This is a genomic window from Chloroflexota bacterium, assembly GCA_020850535.1.
In the GTDB taxonomy this organism is placed as follows: Bacteria; Chloroflexota; UBA6077; order UBA6077; family JACCZL01; genus JADZEM01.
The window spans coordinates 37,722-57,677 of the sequence record JADZEM010000219.1; the positions used below are offsets into that span (position 1 = coordinate 37,722).

General features: G+C 69.5%; 17 protein-coding genes. 9 read left to right on the top strand and 8 right to left on the bottom strand.

The genetic code is table 11. From position 1 onward, the window contains the following. Positions 1–41: 41 nt before the first annotated feature. The 7 genes from IT306_30420 (at position 42) to IT306_30450 (ending at position 4,672) form a co-directional block, all read left to right on the top strand. Positions 42–224 carry a hypothetical protein gene (locus IT306_30420; GenBank protein MCC7372766.1) on the top strand — a complete coding sequence of 61 codons (183 nt, stop codon included), beginning with the start codon at positions 42–44 and terminating at the stop codon, positions 222–224. A gap of 184 nt (positions 225–408) precedes the next feature. Beyond that, positions 409–954, top strand: a complete 546-nt coding sequence (locus IT306_30425; protein ID MCC7372767.1) for a hypothetical protein — start codon at positions 409–411, stop codon at positions 952–954. Positions 955–1,488: 534 nt separating this feature from the next. Next, a complete protein-coding gene (locus IT306_30430) occupies positions 1,489–1,920 on the top strand; it encodes a hypothetical protein (protein ID MCC7372768.1) in 432 nt (143 codons plus the stop codon). A gap of 135 nt (positions 1,921–2,055) precedes the next feature. Beyond that, positions 2,056–2,292: a hypothetical protein gene (locus IT306_30435; GenBank protein ID MCC7372769.1), complete on the top strand. Its 237-nt coding sequence runs from the start codon at positions 2,056–2,058 to the stop codon at positions 2,290–2,292. Between the two features lie 290 nt (positions 2,293–2,582). Continuing rightward, entirely contained in the window at positions 2,583–3,224 is a 642-nt protein-coding gene (locus IT306_30440; protein MCC7372770.1) for a hypothetical protein, read from the top strand. Positions 3,225–3,385: 161 nt separating this feature from the next. Further along, positions 3,386–3,790, top strand: coding sequence for a hypothetical protein (locus tag IT306_30445; protein MCC7372771.1), 405 nt, complete (start codon positions 3,386–3,388; stop codon positions 3,788–3,790). A gap of 132 nt (positions 3,791–3,922) precedes the next feature. Beyond that, positions 3,923–4,672 (top strand): hypothetical protein, encoded by a 750-nt coding sequence (locus tag IT306_30450; protein ID MCC7372772.1) that lies wholly within the window; start codon positions 3,923–3,925, stop codon positions 4,670–4,672. Positions 4,673–4,747: 75 nt separating this feature from the next. Here IT306_30450 and fabG read toward each other — a convergent pair whose 3' ends face one another. Continuing rightward, positions 4,748–5,497 carry a 3-oxoacyl-ACP reductase FabG gene (gene fabG / locus IT306_30455; GenBank protein ID MCC7372773.1) on the bottom strand — a complete coding sequence of 250 codons (750 nt, stop codon included), beginning with the start codon at positions 5,495–5,497 and terminating at the stop codon, positions 4,748–4,750. A gap of 35 nt (positions 5,498–5,532) precedes the next feature. Then, positions 5,533–5,715, bottom strand: a complete 183-nt coding sequence (locus IT306_30460; GenBank protein ID MCC7372774.1) for a hypothetical protein — start codon at positions 5,713–5,715, stop codon at positions 5,533–5,535. A gap of 421 nt (positions 5,716–6,136) precedes the next feature. Between IT306_30460 and IT306_30465 the strand changes: the two genes are divergently transcribed. Beyond that, positions 6,137–7,012 (top strand): aldo/keto reductase, encoded by an 876-nt coding sequence (locus IT306_30465; protein MCC7372775.1) that lies wholly within the window; start codon positions 6,137–6,139, stop codon positions 7,010–7,012. 436 nt (positions 7,013–7,448) lie between these two features. Here IT306_30465 and IT306_30470 read toward each other — a convergent pair whose 3' ends face one another. After that, on the bottom strand, positions 7,449–10,433 hold the full coding sequence (locus tag IT306_30470) for a PQQ-dependent sugar dehydrogenase (protein ID MCC7372776.1): 2,985 nt from the start codon (positions 10,431–10,433) through the stop codon (positions 7,449–7,451). Between the two features lie 835 nt (positions 10,434–11,268). Between IT306_30470 and kynU the strand changes: the two genes are divergently transcribed. Then, a complete protein-coding gene (kynU, locus tag IT306_30475; protein MCC7372777.1) occupies positions 11,269–12,555 on the top strand; it encodes a kynureninase in 1,287 nt (428 codons plus the stop codon). Between the two features lies 1 nt (position 12,556). Here the strand turns inward: kynU and IT306_30480 are convergent, their stop codons facing one another. From IT306_30480 to lon, 5 genes are all read right to left on the bottom strand, one after another. Next, positions 12,557–12,823: a hypothetical protein gene (locus IT306_30480; protein ID MCC7372778.1), complete on the bottom strand. Its 267-nt coding sequence runs from the start codon at positions 12,821–12,823 to the stop codon at positions 12,557–12,559. Between the two features lie 472 nt (positions 12,824–13,295). Further along, positions 13,296–14,771, bottom strand: coding sequence for a cellulase family glycosylhydrolase (locus IT306_30485; GenBank protein MCC7372779.1), 1,476 nt, complete (start codon positions 14,769–14,771; stop codon positions 13,296–13,298). A 333-nt stretch (positions 14,772–15,104) separates the two neighbouring features. Then, the gene (locus tag IT306_30490; GenBank protein MCC7372780.1) at positions 15,105–16,289 is read right to left on the bottom strand and encodes an alkylhydroperoxidase domain protein; all 1,185 of its coding nucleotides are present in this window, start codon (positions 16,287–16,289) and stop codon (positions 15,105–15,107) included. Between the two features lie 141 nt (positions 16,290–16,430). Beyond that, complete coding sequence (locus IT306_30495) at positions 16,431–16,928, bottom strand: zinc ribbon domain-containing protein (GenBank protein MCC7372781.1); 498 nt, start codon at positions 16,926–16,928, stop codon at positions 16,431–16,433. A gap of 47 nt (positions 16,929–16,975) precedes the next feature. After that, positions 16,976–19,537 (bottom strand): endopeptidase La, encoded by a 2,562-nt coding sequence (gene lon, locus IT306_30500; protein MCC7372782.1) that lies wholly within the window; start codon positions 19,535–19,537, stop codon positions 16,976–16,978. Positions 19,538–19,956 lie beyond the last annotated feature (419 nt).

The following is a 19,956-nucleotide window of genomic DNA, read 5'->3' on the forward strand; positions in this document are numbered from 1 at the left end:
TTGCCGACGAGGTCTACCGCCGCTGGCCGGCCCTGCTGTTCGTGCTGGCCTCCGGCTGGGGCGCAGTCATCAACCAGGAAGAGCTGCAAGAGCACGATGTCGATGCCGTGCTGGCCAAGCCGTACCAGCTGGACCGCGTGCGCGATCTGGTCGCCCAGCTTCTGGCCGAGCGCGATCCTGCGCGGCCGGCCCCGGGATCAGCACGAGCGCCGCACGCGGACTAAACGCCGGGTGATCCGCGACATGCTGTACAGTGGAAGCAGGCGCGTGACGAGCTGATCGAAGGTGGCGGCGCGCTGGCGGCTCCTCAAGGGTGGAGTGGAGTGCTGAGTCGCCCGCATCGGCGTGCCGTCATGTCACCTCGTCGACTGGCGGCGTGCGGAACGGCGGCGACGCCAGGAGGAGCACATGGCACTCTGCCTGCACGATCTGGACGCAGCGACGCGACTGTACATGCTGGATGAGCTCGACGCCGATCTGGCGTCAGGCACGCTGTACCGAAGTCCGTTGCTGAGTGACGCTGGCGCCAGTCACTATCCGGTGATTCTCCGCGCCAGCCTGGCAGATGGCACCGAGGAAACGCTGGCACAGGCGCTGGGTGCGATCAAGGCCATCCAACCACCAGCCAGACTGCCGCAGTTGCACGGTGAGGATGTCGAAAGCGCAACGCAGGCAGTGTCCTCTACGCTCGCTGAGCGGGAGTTTCACCGGTTCTATCTCCGGGGCCTCTGCTGCCGCGCGATTGCCGAGGGCATCGACTCGTTGGCAATCTATCGCGCCCGACCTGCCGATGGGGGCCGGGCATCGACGGATGCCATGGTGGGAGTACGAATCGCGGTGCGTTCCCTGCTCGAAGACCTACGTGGAACCTTTCGGATCATGCCCCCGCACGGCCTGCCCCAGTGCCGAGACCCGGGCCTCAGCCTGCGACTCCCCGAGCCACACACTCCGTGAATCTTCGCCGCAACGCCTCGTGAATCGACGATCCGATGCGATACCTCATCTTCAGCATGTCGCCTGTCGCTGATATGCTATGCTCGGAGAGGAAGCCGAGCGTCGTAGGGTCCTCGCAACGAGGCGCATCGGCCGCTCTGGTGCGCCCCATCGTCATCGGGTGGAATCGGGCGCTTCGGATGGCAGAGCAGGGAGTCGCTCTGCTGATGCTGCGCTGACGCGTGGTCGTCGGTCCTGTAGGCACGCATGGCATGGACCCGCTGGCCGGCCTGATGAGCCGAGCAGCGGCAGTGGACGGGAAGGTGGTCATCACCCCCTGATGTCGCCAGCGACGGCAGGCAGCATGGTGCTGCTGTCGGATGCTGGAACGGGGCCGTCATGCTCCGGCGTCGCCGAGGCCTTGCCGACCGCCCTGCCGTTCTGACTGCCGCCCACGCGCCAGCCCGCAGGGTACGAACCCGAAAGGGACGAACCCGCACGGCGCACGCCTGCGCCGCGTGCGCCCGCTGCCGCCTCACCGCGAGGAATGTCACCATGTTCGGTTTCTTCAAGCGCCCGTCCGCGCGTCCGTTGACCACGACCATTATGCACGCCGTCGAGCGCGACGGCCCGTCGTCCCCTGCCCCGCTCAACACCCTGCTGATGGTGGAGATGAGCGGGCGGTACTCTGACCGCAAGGTGACGTACTTCCGCGTCTTCGACCCGGCGACAGCCGCACAGCGCATGGTGGAGGTGAAGCGGTATGCCGATCTGGACGCGTTCCAGAACCTGATCGTGCAGTCTGGGCACGTCGAGAGCGATGGCAAGGTCGTGGTCACGCGCGACGTTCGGGCGCGAGGGGCACAGCCGGCTGCGCGGTCGGCAGCCGACCGCTCCCAGCATCTCGACGATGCCCACATCGTGGTCCATGGCGAGACCGGCGCGAGCGCAAACCCGAGGCCGAAGGTCTCGCCCAGCACGGACTGACACACCGCGTGGCAGCCATCCGGAGAGGCTCCACATCCACGGAGCCTCCGCATCCACCACCTGCACCCGCCGTCCGTCGGCGCGGAATCCCGTACGGGCGCCCGCGCCCATCGGCGCTCGGCTGAAAGGTCAAGCATGAGTAAGACCGGCAAGTTCTCGACCCATCACGTTCCTGACGAAGGCACCTGGTACCAGACCGGCGACACCGTACGCCTCGAAGAGAGCGCCCGCCACATCCGGATCGTCAAGGATCCCGCGGGGGAATACGAGGTCCACGCCTGCCGCCACGCCACCGAGTACGGCAGCGACCCGCCGCTGCTGCGCGTCAGTCTGCGCCGGGGACCGATCCCCGAGTGGTCCGACCGTCCCTGACGGCCAGCGCTCGTCACGAATCGGCATCTCAAGGGGCCGTCTTCGTAGCGTCGGAGCCAGCACGGCGGCCGGGAACAGCCGTCGTCCGGTCAGTCCGGGGCGTCGCGAGCGACTGCAGGATGGTAGGCGGGGCTTTCAAGCCCCGACGACGCTGCGCGACCCGCCCAACGTGCAATCGCCCTGGCCTCCCGAGAACGATTCCCGAGCGACGGGCGGGATTCTGTACGATAGGAGGGCGGAACCGCGACCGCGATCAACGGGCGTCATCTGACTCGGCGGGCTGCCGGCCGATGCGCGCAAGGAGCACGACCCTGGAAGCGAACCCGCCGGCCGACGTCCAACTCGTGGCGCAGAGCTCTGCTGACCGGCTGGCGCGTGCCATCTCGATCGTCGGCGCGCCGCCCGTCCTGATCGTGCCGTTGATCGCCTTCGCAGCCTGGTGCAGCGAGGAGTCCGGCCCGCCCATCGTGCGGGGGGCGCTCGGGCTGTTCGCGGCGACGGCCCTGGTGCCGTGTCTGTTCATCTACGGCCTGTACCGCTCAGGCCGCATCTCGAACCCTGGCCTGCCGCGTCGCGCTGAGCGGCTCCAGCCAGCCCTTTTCGGCGTCCTCTGCGCGCTGGCAGCGTACCCAGTCCTCCGCAGCATCGGGGCGGCCCAGGTGTTCGTGCAGTTGGACGCGGGACTCCTGCTGCAGATGGTCTTCCTGGCGTTCGTGACGATCTGGTGGAAGATCAGCTACCACGCGGCAGGCTCGGCCGGGCTGGCGATGGTGATCCTGGCCTGGGGCGGCATGGTGGCCGCGTTACCCCTGGCGATGCTGGCCGTGGTGATCGGGTGGGCGCGGGTGCGGCTGGACCGGCACACGCCGGCCCAGGTGGCGGCCGGCTGGATGAGCGCGCTGCCGCTGATGTGGTGGATCTGGCCGAGGTAGCAAGCGCGCGGCGCGCCGTGTCCGCAGGCGTCTGCGCCCGAGCACCGTCCGACGCACATCGCGCCGTTCCATGTGCGAGAATGCTGCGCCGTGACCGTACCGGCCCTGACCGTACCCACACGGTACCATCTCACGGTCGAATCCGCCCCTGGAGCCTGACGTTGCGACGACGCCTCCTGACCGTTCTTTCCGTCCTGCTGCTGGTAACGGCCCTGCATGCCTCACCAGCGGAGGCCCGTGACTTCAACCTCTCGTTCGTGCCGGGCAAGAGCTACGGCGTGGTCTCGGGCGCGGTCATCCGTGGCGAACGCGACAACTACGTCTTCGGCGCGCGCCCCGGCCAGTTCATCTCGGTGGCCGTCATGTCGGCGGAAGACAACGCCGTCGTCGAGCTGTCGATCCGCCAGTTCGGCGCGTGGGTCACCCTGGACGACCAGTACGAGACCCGTACACTCTACGGCGAGCTGCCAGAGTCCGAGGGGGGCCAGTACCGGCTGAGCGTCGGCGGGACGCGTGGGAACGCCACCTACGACATGTTCGTCGGGATCTCGGCAGTTGGGCCGTAAGGGCGCCCTCCGGAACCGCGCAGATCACACGTCGTTATGAGAGAATGAGCGTGGCGGCCTGCGGCGCGTGCGGGCCATCCAGCGGGCGTGGGTGCGCCGCCCCCGACGCGCCATCTCGAAGAGGAGAGGGCGATGCCCGACCTGGAACATCTCTCCCTCTACGCAGATTGGGACGCCCGAGCAGGCGACCATCTTGTGCGGAACTATCCGGCGCGGGGGCAGCGGACGCCCGAGCACGCCGTCCTTGAACGGCTCGCTGCCGAGGGCTGGAAGCTGGTCTCGACCGCACCCACCACCTCCCAGCGGCTGCACGGCGAGCAGAGCCACCTGCTGAACTTCGAGCGCTCCCAGCCGAGCGCCCGCCGAGCCTCGGCCGGCCGAACGATGCGGATCATCGCTGGCGGCGGCGTCGTCAAGGTGATCCGCGCCTGCCCCTGGACGCACATCGGCGCGGAGGCCACCACGCCCAGGGGCCTGCACCTGAAGTTTCTCGGGGTGACCCGTCTCAAGCGCGGCGCGCCAGACTCCGAGCTGCTGGGCGAGTCGGAGTTCTCGCAGGAACGGTCAGCCGAGTTCACGGGGCTGGTCTCGATTCGCGGCTTTGACGACTTGACCGACGCCGCGGCGCCGCCCGACCTCTTCTGCCAGTTCGTGTACGGCAACGTGGACGGCACCTACCTGGACGATGTCCATGAGCCCGAGCGGCTGGACCTCAGCGAGGCCGGGCTGATCGTCGGGATGCCGTTCGGGACGGCGCATCTGGTGCCACGGGTGCCGCTGCGGCCGTCCCGCTTCGAGTACCTGATCTTCACGGGCGCTCCGGTGCTGTGCGAACGGAGCCGCATGCTGGTGCGGTACCGCTTCACCATCGCACCGTCGTAGGGGCCAGGGAACAAGGTTCAGGGAACAGACGCCCGGGAGACGAGGGGCGGGCCGGCAGGCCGATGCTCCGCCGCGTCAGTGAAAGCTCGCGCCGCCGTTGACGTGGATCGTCTGGCCGGTGATGAAGCTGCTCTCGTCGCTGACCAGGAACAGGCAGGTGGCGGCGATCTCCTCCGGCGTGCCCTGCCGTCCCAGCGGGATGCCAGCCGCATTCGGCGGCCGGCCGGCGTACCATTCGGGGTTCGCGCGGGACGTGTCGATGCTGCCCGGCGAGACGACGTTGACCCGAATGTTGTCGGGCGCGAACTCGGCGGCGAGGCTGCGCGCCAGCCCGATCAGCCCGTACTTGGCCGCTGACACCAGTGCGCGCCGCGGACCGCCAGCGAACGCGCCGACGCCCACGAAAAACAGGATCCGGCCGTACTGGTTCGCCACCATGCTGTCGATGACGGCCCGCGTCAGGTAGAGCGCCCCGTCCAGCACCACGCCGCGCACCGTCTCCCAATCCTCAGCCGTCGTCTCGCGGAACGGCTTGTGCGGGCGGATCGCCGCGTTGTTGATCAGGATGTCGATGCGCCCGAAGGCGTCCATCGCCTGGGCCACCATCGCCTCGACCTGGTCCGGCTGGCCGACATCGGCGACGATTGACAGTGCCTTGACCCCGCGCTTCCTGGCCTCGTCGGCCACGGCGTCGGCCTCTGCCCGGTTGCTCCGCGCGTTGACGATCGCATGCGCGCCCTCGTCGGCCAGCCGCAGCACCGTCGCCCGCCCGATGTTACGGCCCGAGCCGGTGACGAGCGCCACCTTTCCGTCAAGCTTCCCCATATGTGTGCCCCCTCCCGAGCCGCCCATCGCCGCCGCTACTCGCGCCAGAAGTCGTCGCTCTCCAGGTACGGCCAGAACGGCCGGTCCTGCTGCTGAGCTGGATCGGCGGAAGATGCTGCCTCGTCGTCAGCTGCAGGGCGCTCGCCGTCGCTGCGCGCTGACTGGCGTGCAGCCGCCCGGAGCCACTGCTCGATGCTCTGGATCGTCGCGTCATGCATGGCTGCCTCGCCGCCTGACCACAGTCCACGGTCACCAGCAAAGTCCCAGTCTCGACCATTGTACGCCGCCATCTCTGGCGAGGCTGCACGCCACGCTCCATCATCAGGGCGATTGCATGTTGATGTCGTCGTGCCGCCGCGTCGGGGCTTGAAAGCCCCGCCTACCATCCTGCAGTCGCTGCGCGACGCCCCGGTCTCACCAGACGACGCCGTTCCCGACGGCCGTCGCGCAGCGACGGCGTGACTGTAGGCGGGGACTTCAGTCCCCGACCGCCCGTTCCATGATGCTCCGGGGACACCAATGAACATGCAATCGCCCTGCACGTGCGTGTCTGGTACTGGCGCGCGCTGCCGTCTCTGGGCGACGATGACCGCGTACACCCCCGGACGCACGCACGGAAAGGACACCAACACGGTGAGCATGTCCAGCACCTCGCCGCGCATCACCCTGAACGACGGCTCGACCATCCCCCAGATCGGGTTCGGCACGCTGAACGTGCCGCCAGACCGCAGCCCCACCCCGGAGAACACCCGGAAGACGGCCGAGGTCGTCAGGCTGGCCCTCGAGCTCGGGTACCGGCACGTCGACACGGCCCAGAGCTACGGCAACGAGCGCGGCGTGGGCGAGGCCATCGCCGCCGCTGGCATCCCGCGCGCAGAGCTGTACGTCACCAGCAAGCTCGGCAACGGCAACCACCGGCCGGACGACGTGCGCCGCTCGTTTGACGAGACGATGGCGAAGCTCAAGCTGGAGCGGCTCGACCTCTTCTTGATCCACTGGCCGCTGCCGACGCTCTACGACGGCGACTTCGTCTCGACCTGGAAGGCGATGGTCGGGCTGCTCGCGGACGGCCGGCTCACCAGCGTCGGCGTGTCGAACTTCCAGCCCAGCCACCTCGACCGCATCGTCGGCGAGACGGGGGCCGTGCCGGCCGTGAACCAGATCGAGGTGCACCCGTACTTCACCAACGTCGCGGCCCGCGCGGCGTCCGCCCGGCACGGTGTGGCGGTCGAAGCCTGGAGTCCGCTCGGCCAGGGCGTGCTGCTGGACGATGGGGCGATTGGCCGGATCGCGGCGGCCCACGGGAAGACAGTCGCCCAGGTCGCGCTGCGCTGGCACGTCCAGCACGGCCACATCATCTTCCCGAAGTCCGCGCACCGCGAGCGGATGCAGGAGAACCTGGCGGTCTTCGACTTCGAGCTGTCGGCCGAGGAGATGGCGACGCTCGACGGGCTGGACCGGGGTGAGCGCGGGCGCACCGGACCGAACCCGGACACGTTCGCGCCGCGCCTCTGACCCGCGAGTCTGGCGCTCGGTCACCCTGCACGCATGGGTTCGTCATCTCGGCGACAGCAGCGCACAAGCATACCTCACCCTATCATCGCGCCCCCATGCGGCAGGCGCAGGGCAAGCGTCGCGGGGAACGAGCGCAACATACCCGTCATCCCGACCGTAGCGAGGAACGAGCGGAGTGGAAGGGATCTTCCTCAGATCCGTTGCCCAGCCGACCGTGGAAGATCCCTCGACTGCGTTCGCACGCTCACGTCGCTCGGGATGACGGTGACGGGAGCAGGTCACTCCGCTCGGGCTGACGAATGTGCCGTTGGCTTCCGCGTGGCCGAGTGCTGGATCGCACTATCCGTAAGCAGCGCACGGTCGTGTCCTCCGCCCAGCAGAGCGAGACCGGCCAGGGACCAGTCTCCACGCTACACAGCGATCGCGCCAGCCGGGCCTACCAGCCGCCAGACCCGCCCGAACCGACGAACGTCGGCCAGGAGCCGCAGTCATCCGTCACCGTGAAGCGGGCCATCGCTGCGCCGGCTGCCGTCCGCTGCACGACGAACGTCGTCTGGGTCGTGCCGTTCGGGTAGGTCACCGTGTACGGGCCGGCCCCGGCCGGCTGCCCGGGGATCTCGTAGGCGGCGCGCGTGGCCTGCTGGAACTGGATCGACTTCAGCGTGTTCGTCGCGAAGCCCGGGTGGCTGCTGGTCGAGACCGTCACCTGAAGCCGCCCCGTTCCGACCACAGCCGTTGCCATATTCACCCGAGGCCGAGGCGCGCAGGCGCTGCTCGGTGGCGGCGTCGGCGTAGTGGTCGGCCCGAGCGTCGCCGTGTAGACCACGTCTGTCACGCCAACGGTCACGTTCTGCTGCTGCGCGCCGCCGTGCCCCCAGCTCACGAACTGCTCGCCGCTGCCGGCCGTCACCCCGATGGTGTGCGTGGAGCCGGCAACCGTCGTCGTGCTGAACGGCGCGGTGTGGGTAGCGCTGTCGTAGAGGACTGCCGCGCCGGGCGGCAGCGTGTTGATGGTGACCTGGACCGTCTGTGGGTTCAGTTGCCGCGTGACGGTGGTGGTCAGGCCGCCGTTGTCCGTCGCCGTCAGCCGCACCTCGAAGAAGCTGCCGTCACCGTGGTCCGGCACGGTGAACTGGGCCGTCGCGCCGTTCAGCGTCACGAACGGGTGATCGTGGCAGGCCGCCCCGAAGCCCGGGCAGTGCTTGAGGATCACATCCCAGCGCAGGCCGCTTGTGGGGATCGTCCCGTCTTGCACGTCGGTGGCCGAGCCTGACAGCTGGATCACGTCGCCCACCTTGAACTGCTGGCTCACCGTGGGCGAGGTGATCGTCGGCGCCGGCGGCGCGTTCGGGATGCGCGGAGCCCAGGTCAGCCGCATCTCGGCGGCGCAGCAGTCATCCCAGTATTCGGCCATGACGGTGTGCTGCCCGGCCGTCATCGTCTTCGTGCCCACGACATTGTTGGCCGCCCCGCTGCCCCAGTCATCGACGATCTGCTCGCCGTCGATCCAGACGCGCGCGCCATCGTCGCTGCGAGCCGTGAAGTCGTAGACGCCGTCGCTGAAGGTGAACCGCCCGATCCACCGGACCGAGAAATGGTCGTCCCCGAAGCCGGCCGTCGGCGGGCCGCCGCCCCAATCGTGATTGATGGTCGCCTCGCACGCCTGGTACGAGGGCGCGCCCGCGAGCGTCTCGTTCTGGTAGTACTCGGCGCGGAACTGGCCGTCCGGGCACGAGAGCGGCGTGTACGAGCCGGCAAAGCGGATGCGCCGCAGCTCGCCCGGGCCGATGGCGAGGTACCAGAGCGATCCGTCCGAGGCCATCTCCAGCTGGACCGGGCCGCCCAGGTCCGTCGCGAAGACGTTCGGCGCGCCCTCCAACTGGTTGCTGGCATTGATGCGGACGCTGTTGATCCAGCCGCGCGCGTAGTCCAGGTAGAAGAGAGCGTTCTGGTAGGTTGGCGGGAAGACGTTCGCGGTGTAGAACGTGCCGGCCAGCGCAGCAGCCTGCCAGCCGTCATGGTTCCACTCCAGAAGCGGCGCCTTCACAGCGCTCGGCCCCTGGCTGTAGAGCGCCGTGCAGACCGGAAACCCCTGATAGCCGGCCTGGACCTGCGAACCTTCGTAGCAGGGCCAGCCGGCGTTTGCGCCGGCCGGGATGACGTCGATCTCCTCCCGCTCGGACCAGCCGACATCGCCGACAAACGGCATGTTCGTGCCCGGCTTCAGCACGATCCGGAACGGGTTGCGAAACCCCTTCGCCCACAGCTTCGAGTTCGTGTGGCCCGCGTTCCCGTTCCACCAGGGGTTCGAGCTGATGCCCTGGCCGGTATCCGTCACCCGCAGGATCTTGCCGGCCAGGCTGTCGCTGTCCTGGGCGCGCAAGGCCAGCGCGTCCACCACCCCGAAGTTCGCGGCGTCGCCCGTCGAGACGAAGAGGTAGCCGTTCGAGTCGAAGCGCAGCGAGCCGCCGTCGTGGGAGATGTCGTCGGCGGGGAGGCAGTCGGACGGGCCGGCCGGGCAGCCGCTCCCGGACACCGACCCGAGGATGACCTGCGCCGACGCCGGGTTCGCCGTGTTGCCGGCCAGCGTGTAGCGTACGACCCGGTTGGTCTTGGGGCCGGCCGGATCGGCGGCATTGTGCTCGTAGGTGTAGTACAGGTAGAAGTAGCCGTTCGAGCCGAACCCCGGGTGCAGGGCCAGCCCGAGCAGGCCACGGTCGTGGTAGCTGTTGACGCTTGAGCGGAGGTCGAGGACCGGGGTCGTGGCCAGCACGCCGTTCTCGACCAGCCGGACCAGCCCCTCCTTCTCCAGCACCAGCACCCGGTTACTGGTGGGCAGGAAGGCGAAGCCGGTCGGGAAGTTCAGGCCGCTGGCCATCGTCTCGTCGGCGAAGCCCGTGAGGACGGTGCCCGCCGCCGCGATGCCCACCCGCCCTGCCGCTGTCCGCGGGGCTGGGAGCGGGCCACCCCAGACGCAGCCGGTGCCGTCCTGGCGGGCTTTGGCCTCGGCAGCGGCCATCGCGGCGGCCTCGGGGCCGATGCCGGTGGTGCGGGCCAGCCCGGCCTGGAGCATCGCCACGGCCACGGACTGGTTCGCCACCGTCTGGACGACGTAGAGCCGTCGCTTGCGGGCGTCGAACAGGTTGGCCGGATCGTCCCGGAGGATGACGCCACGCCCGATCAGCGCCTGCAGCTGGGACCGGGCGGCCGTCCCGCACTCCGTCCCGAACGGCGGCGCGACGATCCCGAGGACGCCTGCGTAGACGCGCCGACCGTCGATGGTGACCTCGAAGGTGTCACCGTCGATGACGCGCACAAAGCCACGCGGCTGGAACGGCCCCGAACGTGGTTCGGGCGCACCACCCGGCATGAGCGATTGGTCGAGCGCGCTCACGGTGCCCAGCGTGAGCAACAGGATCAACAGGCCGCCCAGTATGGCGAACGGCGCGGCCAGTATGCGGCTCCGACGCAGCCCCGACCTCCCCTGATCCACACGATCCGAGCGCCGCGGTGCACCCGCTCAGATCAGCAAACGAGCAACGAAGACCTCGACACGTCTGCCCCAACTGTCGCGTCAACGCATCGGCAGTGTACCACAGTCAGGTGATCAACGTAAGGCGCTACCGCTCACAGCGTAGTCACAGTAGTCACGGTGCGGTCACCCGCCATTCACCAGCCTGAGGATGCCGATACCGGTACTCCCCTGGCGTCACCCCTCAGGACGATTGCATGTTCATTGGTGTCCCCGAAGCATCATGGAACGGGCGGTCGGGGGTTGAAAGCCCCGCCTACAGTCATTCCGTCGCTGCGCGACGGACACCGGGCACGGACAGGGACTGGTGAGACTACAGCGTCGCGCAGCGACTGCAGGACGGTAGGCGGGGCTTTCAAGCCCCGACGCGGCGGCACGACGAGGCCATCATGCAATCGCTCCGGTTCGTGACTCAGGGCGATTGCATGTTCGCTGGTGTTCCCGAAGCATCATGGAAGGGGCGGTCGGGGGTTGAAACCCCCGCTTACAGTCACGCCGTCGCTGCGCGACGGACACCGGGCACGGACAGGGACTGGTGAGACTACAGCGTCGCGCAGCGACTGCAGGATCGTAGGCGGGGCTTTCAAGCCCCGACGCCGCCGCACGACGACATCAACATGCAATCGCCCTGCGTCACCCCTGGCGGCCGTTGCCAGTCCACCCGCTCCTGTGGGAGCATGCCTGCACTCCCGACAAGTTCAAGGGCGGCGCGAGGTGGTGCGTGATGGGACGATTCGACGACGCGCGGGCAGCGGCCCGCGCGCAGGACGCCGCCGACGAGCTGGCCTCCTTCAGGGGTCGGTTCGCCTGCCGGCCGGGCACGGTCTACCTGGACGGTAACTCGCTCGGGCTGATCTCGGCAGAGGCCGAGGCGGCGGTGCTGGCGGCCCTGGCGGACTGGAAGCAGTACGGCATCGACGGCTGGCTCGGCGGCGAGCGGCCATGGTTCACCCTCGGGGAGGAGCTTGGCGCACGGCAGGCCCGGCTCGTCGGGGCGCTGCCACACGAGGTCGTGGTGACCGGCTCCACCACCGTCAACCTGCACGCGCTGGTGGCGACCTTCTACGGCGCATCGCCGCAACGGACGCGGATCGTCGCCAACACGCTGGACTTCCCGTCAGACCTGTACACACTGGCCTCGCAGATCCGCCTGCGCGGCCTGGACCCGGCCGAGCACCTGACACTGGTTCCCTCGCCGGACGGCCGCACGATCCGCGAGGACGACCTGATCGCGGCCCTGGACGAGCGCACGGCGCTGTTGGTGATCCCCTCGGTGCTGTACCGGAGCGGTCAGCTGCTGGACATCGCCCGGCTGACGGCGGCGGCCCACGAGCGTGGGGTGCTCGTCGGCGTGGACTGCTCGCACTCGGCGGGGGCGGTCCCGCACACGCTCCATGACTGGGGCGTGGACTGGGCGGTCTGGTGCTCGTACAAGTACCTGAACGGCGGCCCGGGCGCGGTGGCCGCGCTCTACGTCCACGAGCGGCATCATGGGACAGCCCCCGGGTTGGTCGGCTGGTGGGGCTCGGACAAGGCTCGCCAGTTCGACATGGCCCAGGAGTTCACGCCAGCGTCGCACGCCGGCGCGTGGCAGATCGGGACGCCGCCGGTCCTGGGGGCGGCAGCGCTCTACGGGGCGCTCGGGGTCGTTGAGGAGGCCGGCCTGTCGCACATCCGGGCGAAGTCGCTGGCGCTGACAGGCTACCTGATGGAGTTGGCGCGCGAGCACCTGTCAGACCCGCCGTATGGCTTCACCATCGGCACCCCGAGCGAGTCCGAACGGCGGGGCGGGCACGTGGCACTGGAGCACCCGCGGGCGGTGCAGTTGTGCAAGGCGTTGAAGGTGCGCGGGTTCGTCCCCGACTTCCGCCCCCCGAACGTGATCCGGCTGGCGCCCATCGCCCTCTACACGAGCTTTGACGAGGTCTGGCAGGCGGTGGACGCGCTGCGGCAGATCGTGGAACGGGGCGAGCATCAGCAGCTCGCGGCGGCCCGCGAGCCCGTCGCCTGACCTACGACGCGGGACGAGACACCCGCTCGCCGCGAGCCAGGGCCAGCAACTCGACACCCTCCAGCACCGTTTCGGCCGAGAGGTCGGCGTCCTCCGGCCCTCGCTGAGGAGTGAACGCGAGGACCGCGAGCGGACGAACCGCTTCCTCACCCTGCTCGCTGAGAACGGCTTCCAGCAATGACCGCGCCTCAGCAAGGGTGTCGAACTCACCGAGGCGATTGCCCGTGCTGTCATCCCATACTTCGTAGAATTCGGGTTGGGCGGCCATACACGCTCCACGCTCACTGTAGCACGCGCTACCGATGTGGACGTTCGTCCTCCGCGCGCAGTCCTGGACCGTATCGGACTGACACGGTCCATTTGATGAATCGGGCGGCATCCCCACGATCGAGCATGTCGCCATCCTGACGATTCAGGAGCCAGTGTCCAGATCGCCCTGGCCCAACATATTGAAGTTGGGCATCGTCTGGGATGATGATCTCCGCAACGAATGCGCCGATTCGCCAGTCTCGCGCCTGGCCAACACGGACGGTGGCCCGAAGGCTGTCGAAAACGGACAAGCCGGCCCATTCACGTTCAAGATGTGGAGCGTGAAGCCGCACGGGTTTCCCCAGTGCCGCTTGCGAGAAGAAATCGTCTACGGACGGCGATCGTGCTACCACCAGCCGGAAGAAGTGACGTGGCAGGGTCTGACCCCCAACAGGCTGTCGTCTGAGCGCCATCGTCGCGCACGACCTGGGCTACCGGCCGACCGTGAACTTCGCGGCGTTGTCGTTCCAGTCGTGGACCTTGCCCCAGCCCGGGGTGAACACGCCCACCTTGACGGTGTACTCGCCTGGGGCGGCGCTCGGCGGCACGGCGAAGATCGTGGTGAACGCCTTGGTCTCGCCAGGGCCGAACGACTGGTTGTCGAACGCCTGCTGGTGCACCTTCTCGCCGGCCGGGCTGTAGATCTCGACGTCCACCAGCACGCGAATCCCCGCCGTGGACGTCACCTTCACGTCTACGGGGAGCCGGCCGCCCGGCGCGATCCGCGACTGCGCCGCGAACGCCGAGGAGTTGAAGCCGAGACGCTGGGTTGGCGGGGCTGGAGACGGCGGCAGCGCGGCCGTCACCCGGGGGCCGAGATCGTCGTGCTTGCCCGCGAAGATACGGACCGAGTTCCAGTCGATATCCAGCTTGTCGAAGGTGGACTCTGGGTAGAGCGACCACGCCCACGCGCCGGCGTACCCCTTGGAGTAGAAGTCTTCCAGGCGGATGTGCGGCGCTTCGACATCCGACCCGAGGTAGAACTCGCCGATCACCAGCGGCCCGTCAAGACCGTGCTTGCGGCGGACGTCCTCGTAGGTGGTGCAGAGGGCGCACCAGTCGCCGGGCTGCATGTAGTCGTACCAGTGGGCCTGGTAGTAGTCGAGGCCGAGGCCCTTGATCATCGGCAGGCCGTCGAGCATGGCCATCCCGACCGTCGCCAGGGCTTTCGAGTTGGCATGAATCGAGTTGACCACCTCGCGGACCGTCTCGCGCATCGACGACTCGGAGACCTTCTCCTTCCAGACGTCGAAGTCTGGCTCGTTGAAGACCTCCCAGGACATCACGCGGGGGTTGTCGGCGTAACGCGCGAAGAGCGGCCCGAGCACGTTCGCCAGCTGCCGCCGCTGGGCGGGATCGTTCAGCCAGGACTGGGGCAGGTGCGACGGCGCGGAGAACAGCACGAAGACGTAGGTGATGTCGTTGGCCTCGGCCAGCTCCAGGGCGGCGTCGAAATCCTGGTAGATGGCCGGGTTCAGCCCGGTCGGCATGCCGGAGCCGTCGCGCTCGATCTGCCAGGCGTCGCCCTCGAAGGTCCACCAGCGGACGACGTTGACGCCGTTAGCCTTGGCATTGGCAAGGCGGTCGTTGATGCTGGCGCGCGAGTCCGGCGAGCTGACGCCATCCCCACTGCCACCGCCGAAGTCGCGGCCCCACTTGGCCCAGGCCATGTTCGCCCCGAGCAGGTACCAGTCCTGGCCCTGCCAGGAGATGCGGCTGCCGGGCGGCAACGCGGCGGCAGAACGCGCGGCAGTCGGAGCACCTGGGGCGCTGGCCTGGAGCGCCGGCGCGGCCTGCGCGGCGCTGGCCCGGAGGGCCGGCACGACGTCTGGCGTGTTGGCGTGGGCGGCCGGCGCCAGCGGCGCAAGCCCGACGAGGAGCAGCAGAGCAACTATCGCACGACGCATGAGCAGTGCATCTCGACCTTCCCACCGAGCGGGTGACTGGCGCGAGCCTCGTAGCGCGGGGACGTGTCCCCCGCCCATTTCCATCGTCTCGGGCGCGGGATGTACCGCCGCACGATGGGGACGGACATCTTGCCGCCTTGTTAAACGCCAGAGAGCGGCAGACGGTCACACAATCTCGGGCCGGCCCCGGAAATCCGCACACACGGCGGCGCCGACGCTCGGTGTCGGGATGGGCGCCCAATTGACGGGCGCCCTCAGGAACGACAGAGGCCCGCTCCCAGGATCGGGAACGGGCCTCGGCGGGTCAGTTGACAGGCTGGAGGGTAGGCAGACTCAGGACTCCGGAACCCACGGCTCCCCGAGCGTCAGCATCAGCCGGTTCGCCCAGCTGAAGAACGACGCCGCCTGCGCGATGTCCAGGATCTCAAGCTCGGCCAGCCCCAGCGACCGCAGCTTCTCGACCTGGGCCGTCGTCGCGGCGGACGGCGTGCGCGCCAGCTCGACCGCGAAGTTCACCTCCGCCGTCCAGCGGTCGTCCAACCCGAGATCGATGCCCGGGCCAACGCCCTTGTCCAACAGCCGGTCCACATCCTCCTCGCGCTTGCTGAGCTGGGCCGAGAGCCGCGCATGGACCGACGCGCAGTAGATGCAGCCATTCAGCCGAGAGGTCGCCGCCGCCGCCAGCTCGCGCTCGGGGCGCGGCGCGCCGCCGTGGGTGTAGAAGATGCCGAGGTCGGTGGCCGTCCGCTCGGTCAGCACGTCGGCGTCGAGCGCCAGCAGCCGGAAGTACGGCGAGTTGCCGCGCCGCCCCTCCAACGCCGCCGCCTGCTTCGGCGAGGCGTCGGCCATGTCCAGCGGCTCCAGCCAGGGCGTCCACTCCAATTGCGCCCGCGTGAAGACTGGCGGGCTGTTCAGCTTGCCGGGCCGCACGATGGTCGCGGGGGGCAGCGTGCCGGGGGTCGCAGCGGCGGCCGGCGGGCCGGCCGGGATGTCGCTGAGCGGGCCGCTCGTGCCGCCGATCAGCTTGAGCGCCGTGATGACGCGGACCTGGAAGCTCACGAAGGCGATGATCTGCGAGAGCACCACGATCTCGACCGTCGCGAGGCCGGCATCGGCCAGCAGCTGGAGATGGTCGGAGGTCGCATCGACCGGGTGCCGCGAGAGCAGCTCGGCGTGGCGCAACGCCGCCCGCAGCCGCGCCGGCACCGACGCGCGCACCTGGCTGTACGAGCGGGCCGCCGTCACGATCTCCGGGCCGCCGCCGGACGCCACCAGCCGCGCCTCGTAGTGGGCGGCGGCCTCGGTGGCCGCGTGGATCGACGCCACGCGCAGGGCGATGGCGAACCGCTCGACCGGGCTCAGCCCGACCGGCTCCGCAGGATCGAAGAGGGCGGTGTAGCTGCCCTGGGCGTGCTCGGTGGCCTCCGGGCGCTGGGCGCGCAGCTCGGCGATGGCAGAGCCGGGCGCGACGCCGGCAAGGGCGCTGATGATGTCAGTGGCAACAGGGGCTGCGGTCATGGACCCTCCTCACTGGGCTCTCGGTTCAGGGTTGAGCGTGCTTCCCCAGGCTCAACGCCGCTGGGCACAGAATCATTCCCGAGTTTGCCGATTCGGTGGCACGGCATTGTACGTTACGCGGGCGCTCCGGCGGGCAGGCCGTCAGCTCACGCGGATGCCGCAGTAGCCGCAGTAACGCGCGTTTGCCGGCAATTGCCGGCCGCAGGTGCGGCAGACGATCGTGTCGGCGGCGGCGGAGGCCCGCGGCTCGAGATACGCCCGCGGCTCGGGATACGCCCGCGGCTGCGGCGGCCGGGCGCTCCGGGCTGCCCGGGCCTCGGCAACCACCCGCTCGACCATCGACCAGTCACCCGGCGGCTGGTCGACCGCCACGCACGCAGGCTCGTCCAGGTAGCCGGCTGAGGCCAGTGCGCCGCACTGCGCCATCGAGACGGTCGGGCCGCCGGCGATCGGATACCCGCGCTGGCGGCTCGCCTCCTCGTGCTCGCGCTCGACCTGCTGCAGCAGCGCCACGACGCCCGCCGCGTCGCTCAGCCCCTGCGCGGAGAGGCAGCGCGCCCAGCGCAGCAGCTCGTACTGCTCGGCGGAGGACTCGCCGCTGCCCACCAGCGACTCGACGTTCGTCGGCAAACGCACCATCAGCTCATCTCCGCCCTCGGCCGGTCACCACCGCGCGGGGCCAACCGCTACCGCCCGGCCCGGCCGGCTTGCGCCGCGCCGCGCGCCCGACGCGGTGTCCCCGACTGAGGTTTCGCCGGCTGCTGTTTCGCCGGCTGCAGCGCGTGCTGCAGCACGTCCTCGGCGGTGTCCACGAAGACCGTCTCCAGCTCGTCACGCAGCTCGGGCGGCACGTCCTCCAGGTAGTCGCGCTCGTTCTGGCGCGGCAGCAGCAGCGTCTTGATGCCGGCCCGGTGCGCGGCCAGCACCTTCTCCTTGACCCCGCCGATGGGCAACACCTTCCCGCGCAGGGTCAGCTCGCCGGTCATGGCCAGGTCCGAGCGAACCGGGCGGCCGGTCGCCAGCGAGGCCAGGGCCGTCAACATCGTCACTCCTGCTGACGGTCCATCCTTCGGGATCGCCCCGGCCGGCACGTGCAGGTGGATGGTGGCATCCTCGAAGACCCGGCCGTCCAGCCCGGCGCACGGCGGCGCGGCCTGCCCCGCCGGCTCCGACGCGCCGCCCCTACCAGTACGGGCCTTCCCGTTCTCGCCCTTGCCGTTTGCGGAGCTGACGGCCGGGCCGGCCAGCGCGCTGCCGTAGGCCCGCACGTAGGAGAGCGCCGCCTGGGCGCTCTCGCGCATCACGTCGCCCAGCATACCGGTCAGGATTAGCTGCTCGGACTTGCTGGGGATGCAGGTCGCCTCGACAAACAGCACGTCGCCGCCGACGGGCGTCCAGGCGAGGCCGGTCGCCACGCCGGGCCGCTGGGTCCGCTCGGCCACCTCATCCACGAAGCGGGGCCGGCCGAGGTACTTGACCACCTCGTCTGGCGTCAGGTTGACCGGCTCGGTGCGCCCCTCGGCGATCTCCCGCGCCACCTTGCGGCAAAGCGTGGCGATCTCCCGGTCGAGGTTCCGGACGCCGGCCTCGCGGGTGTAGCCTCGGATCACCGTCCGCAGGGCCTCGTCCTCGAACGACAGCTCCTCCGGGCGCAGACCGTGGGCGGCCAGCTGCTTCGGCACGAGGTACGTTCGCCCGATCTGCACCTTCTCAGCGTCGGTGTACCCCGACAGCTGGAGCACCTCCATCCGGTCACGCAGGGGAGCCGGAATCGTGTCGAGCGTGTTGGCCGTCGTCAGGAAGAGCACCTGCGAGAGGTCGAACCCGACATTCAGATAATTGTCAGTAAAGCTGTTATTCTGGGCCGGGTCCAGCACTTCCAGCAGCGCCGACGAGGGGTCGCCCCGCCAGTCCGCGCCGACCTTGTCGATCTCGTCCAGCATGAAGACGGGATCGCGGGCCTCGGCGCGGCGGATCGCCTGGATGATCCGCCCGGGCAGCGCGCCGATGTAGGTGCGACGGTGGCCCCGGATCTCAGCCTCGTCGTGGACGCCGCCGAGCGAGATCCGCACGAATTTCCGGCCCAGCGCCCGCGCAATCGACTGCCCGAGGCTGGTCTTCCCGACGCCCGGCGGCCCCACGAAGCAGAGGATCGGCTCGCGGGCCACGCGGTCCGTGGGCGTCTCGGACTGGGTGTTCGGCCCAGGAGTCTCGGCGCTGCCATCCGCGACCACCTCGGCGGCGCGGGCCAGACGGTCCTGGCGCAGCTTCTTGACCGCGAGGTACTCGAGGATGCGGTCCTTGATCTTCTCCAGGTCGTAGTGGTCCTCGTCGAGGATCGTACGGGCCTTCGGCACGTCGATCTCGCCGCCGGTCAGGCGGTTCCAGGGCAGGCTGGCCATCCAGTCCAGGTAGGTCCGGATGATGCCGTGCTCCGGCGAGGCTGGCGGGACGTTCTGGAGCCGGTTCAGCTCGCGCTCGGCCTCGCGGCGGGCCTCCTCGGGCAGGCCAGCCGCGTCGATGCGCTGGCGCAGCTCGGACGGGTCGCCGCTCTGATCCTCCTCGCCAAGCTCGCGGCGGATGGCCCGCAGCTGCTCGCGCAGGAAGTACTCCCGCTGAGCCTTCGTCATCCGCTCGCGGGTCTCGGTGGTGATCTTCTGGCCCAGCTCGCGGATCGCCAGCTCGTGCTGGAGCAGTTCGACCAGCCGCCGCAACTTGGCGTCGAGCACGTCCTGTTCGAGCAGCTCCTGGCGAACCGTCCCCGAGAGCGGCGCCGTCGAGGCGACGAGGTACACCAGTTGGCGGGGATCTTCGAGCGCCTCGGCGGCCGGCATGATCTCGCTCGGCAGCTCGTCCACCAGCGGGATCAGCCGGCGAAACAGGTCGAGCACGGCCCGGCGCAGCCCCTGCGTCTCGACGCCCGAAGACGGCGTCTCCTTCGAGACGGCGACCTCGGCCTTGAGGTACGGCTCGGTCTGCACGAACGTGCCGAGACGCACCCGCTCGACGCCCTGAATCATCAACCGGATTGTACCGTCAGGAGCACGGACCATTTGATGGATCACGCCGGCCGTGCCGATACTGTGAAGGTCGTCCGGCCCGGCGTTCTCGACGGCGTCCGAGGTCTGCGCCACCAGCGCGACAAGCCGGTCGCCGCGCATCACGTCGTCGATGAGCTTGATGGAGCGCTCCTGCCCGACGAACAGCGGCATGACGGCCAGCGGGAAGACGACCGTCCCGCCGCGCAACGGCAGGATCGGCAGGATGCCTGGGATGACCGGGCTGCTCGGCGAAGGGCCGTCGCCAGTGGCCACCTCCACGGCCGGCCCGGATTCGGCGGGCGCATCCTCATCGCCGGCGTAGGTGGCCTCACCGTCGCGGGCCTCGCCGTAGCGGGCGACAGGCCGCGCGTCGCCGGCCTGGGCGTTCGCCTGGGGAGCATCGGCGTCGGTCCGGGCCGCATCGGCGTCGGTCCGGGCCGCATCGGCGTCCATCTGGGACACATCGGCTCGCCGCCGGCTGCCGGCCGTCGCACGGCTGCCGTTCGTCGCACGGGTACCGGACGGCTTGCGCCTCCTGGGTGCGTCTGGCTGTGCGCCCTCGGCGGCTGGCTGTTGTTGCTGCTGCTCCGCGGGCTTCCGGGCCCGGCGCGCCCGGGCTGGCCGCG

Coding starts and splice junctions, on each gene's coding strand:
- IT306_30425 (MCC7372767.1), top strand. CDS start 409: ATGGCACTCTGCCTGCACGATCTGGACGCAGCGACGCGACTGTACATG.
- IT306_30430 (MCC7372768.1), top strand. CDS start 1,489: ATGTTCGGTTTCTTCAAGCGCCCGTCCGCGCGTCCGTTGACCACGACC.
- IT306_30435 (MCC7372769.1), top strand. CDS start 2,056: ATGAGTAAGACCGGCAAGTTCTCGACCCATCACGTTCCTGACGAAGGC.
- IT306_30440 (MCC7372770.1), top strand. CDS start 2,583: ATGCGCGCAAGGAGCACGACCCTGGAAGCGAACCCGCCGGCCGACGTC.
- IT306_30450 (MCC7372772.1), top strand. CDS start 3,923: ATGCCCGACCTGGAACATCTCTCCCTCTACGCAGATTGGGACGCCCGA.
- fabG (MCC7372773.1), bottom strand. CDS start 5,497: ATGGGGAAGCTTGACGGAAAGGTGGCGCTCGTCACCGGCTCGGGCCGT.
- IT306_30460 (MCC7372774.1), bottom strand. CDS start 5,715: ATGCATGACGCGACGATCCAGAGCATCGAGCAGTGGCTCCGGGCGGCT.
- IT306_30465 (MCC7372775.1), top strand. CDS start 6,137: ATGTCCAGCACCTCGCCGCGCATCACCCTGAACGACGGCTCGACCATC.
- kynU (MCC7372777.1), top strand. CDS start 11,269: ATGGGACGATTCGACGACGCGCGGGCAGCGGCCCGCGCGCAGGACGCC.
- IT306_30480 (MCC7372778.1), bottom strand. CDS start 12,823: ATGGCCGCCCAACCCGAATTCTACGAAGTATGGGATGACAGCACGGGC.
- IT306_30485 (MCC7372779.1), bottom strand. CDS start 14,771: ATGCGTCGTGCGATAGTTGCTCTGCTGCTCCTCGTCGGGCTTGCGCCG.
- IT306_30490 (MCC7372780.1), bottom strand. CDS start 16,289: ATGACCGCAGCCCCTGTTGCCACTGACATCATCAGCGCCCTTGCCGGC.
- IT306_30495 (MCC7372781.1), bottom strand. CDS start 16,928: ATGGTGCGTTTGCCGACGAACGTCGAGTCGCTGGTGGGCAGCGGCGAG.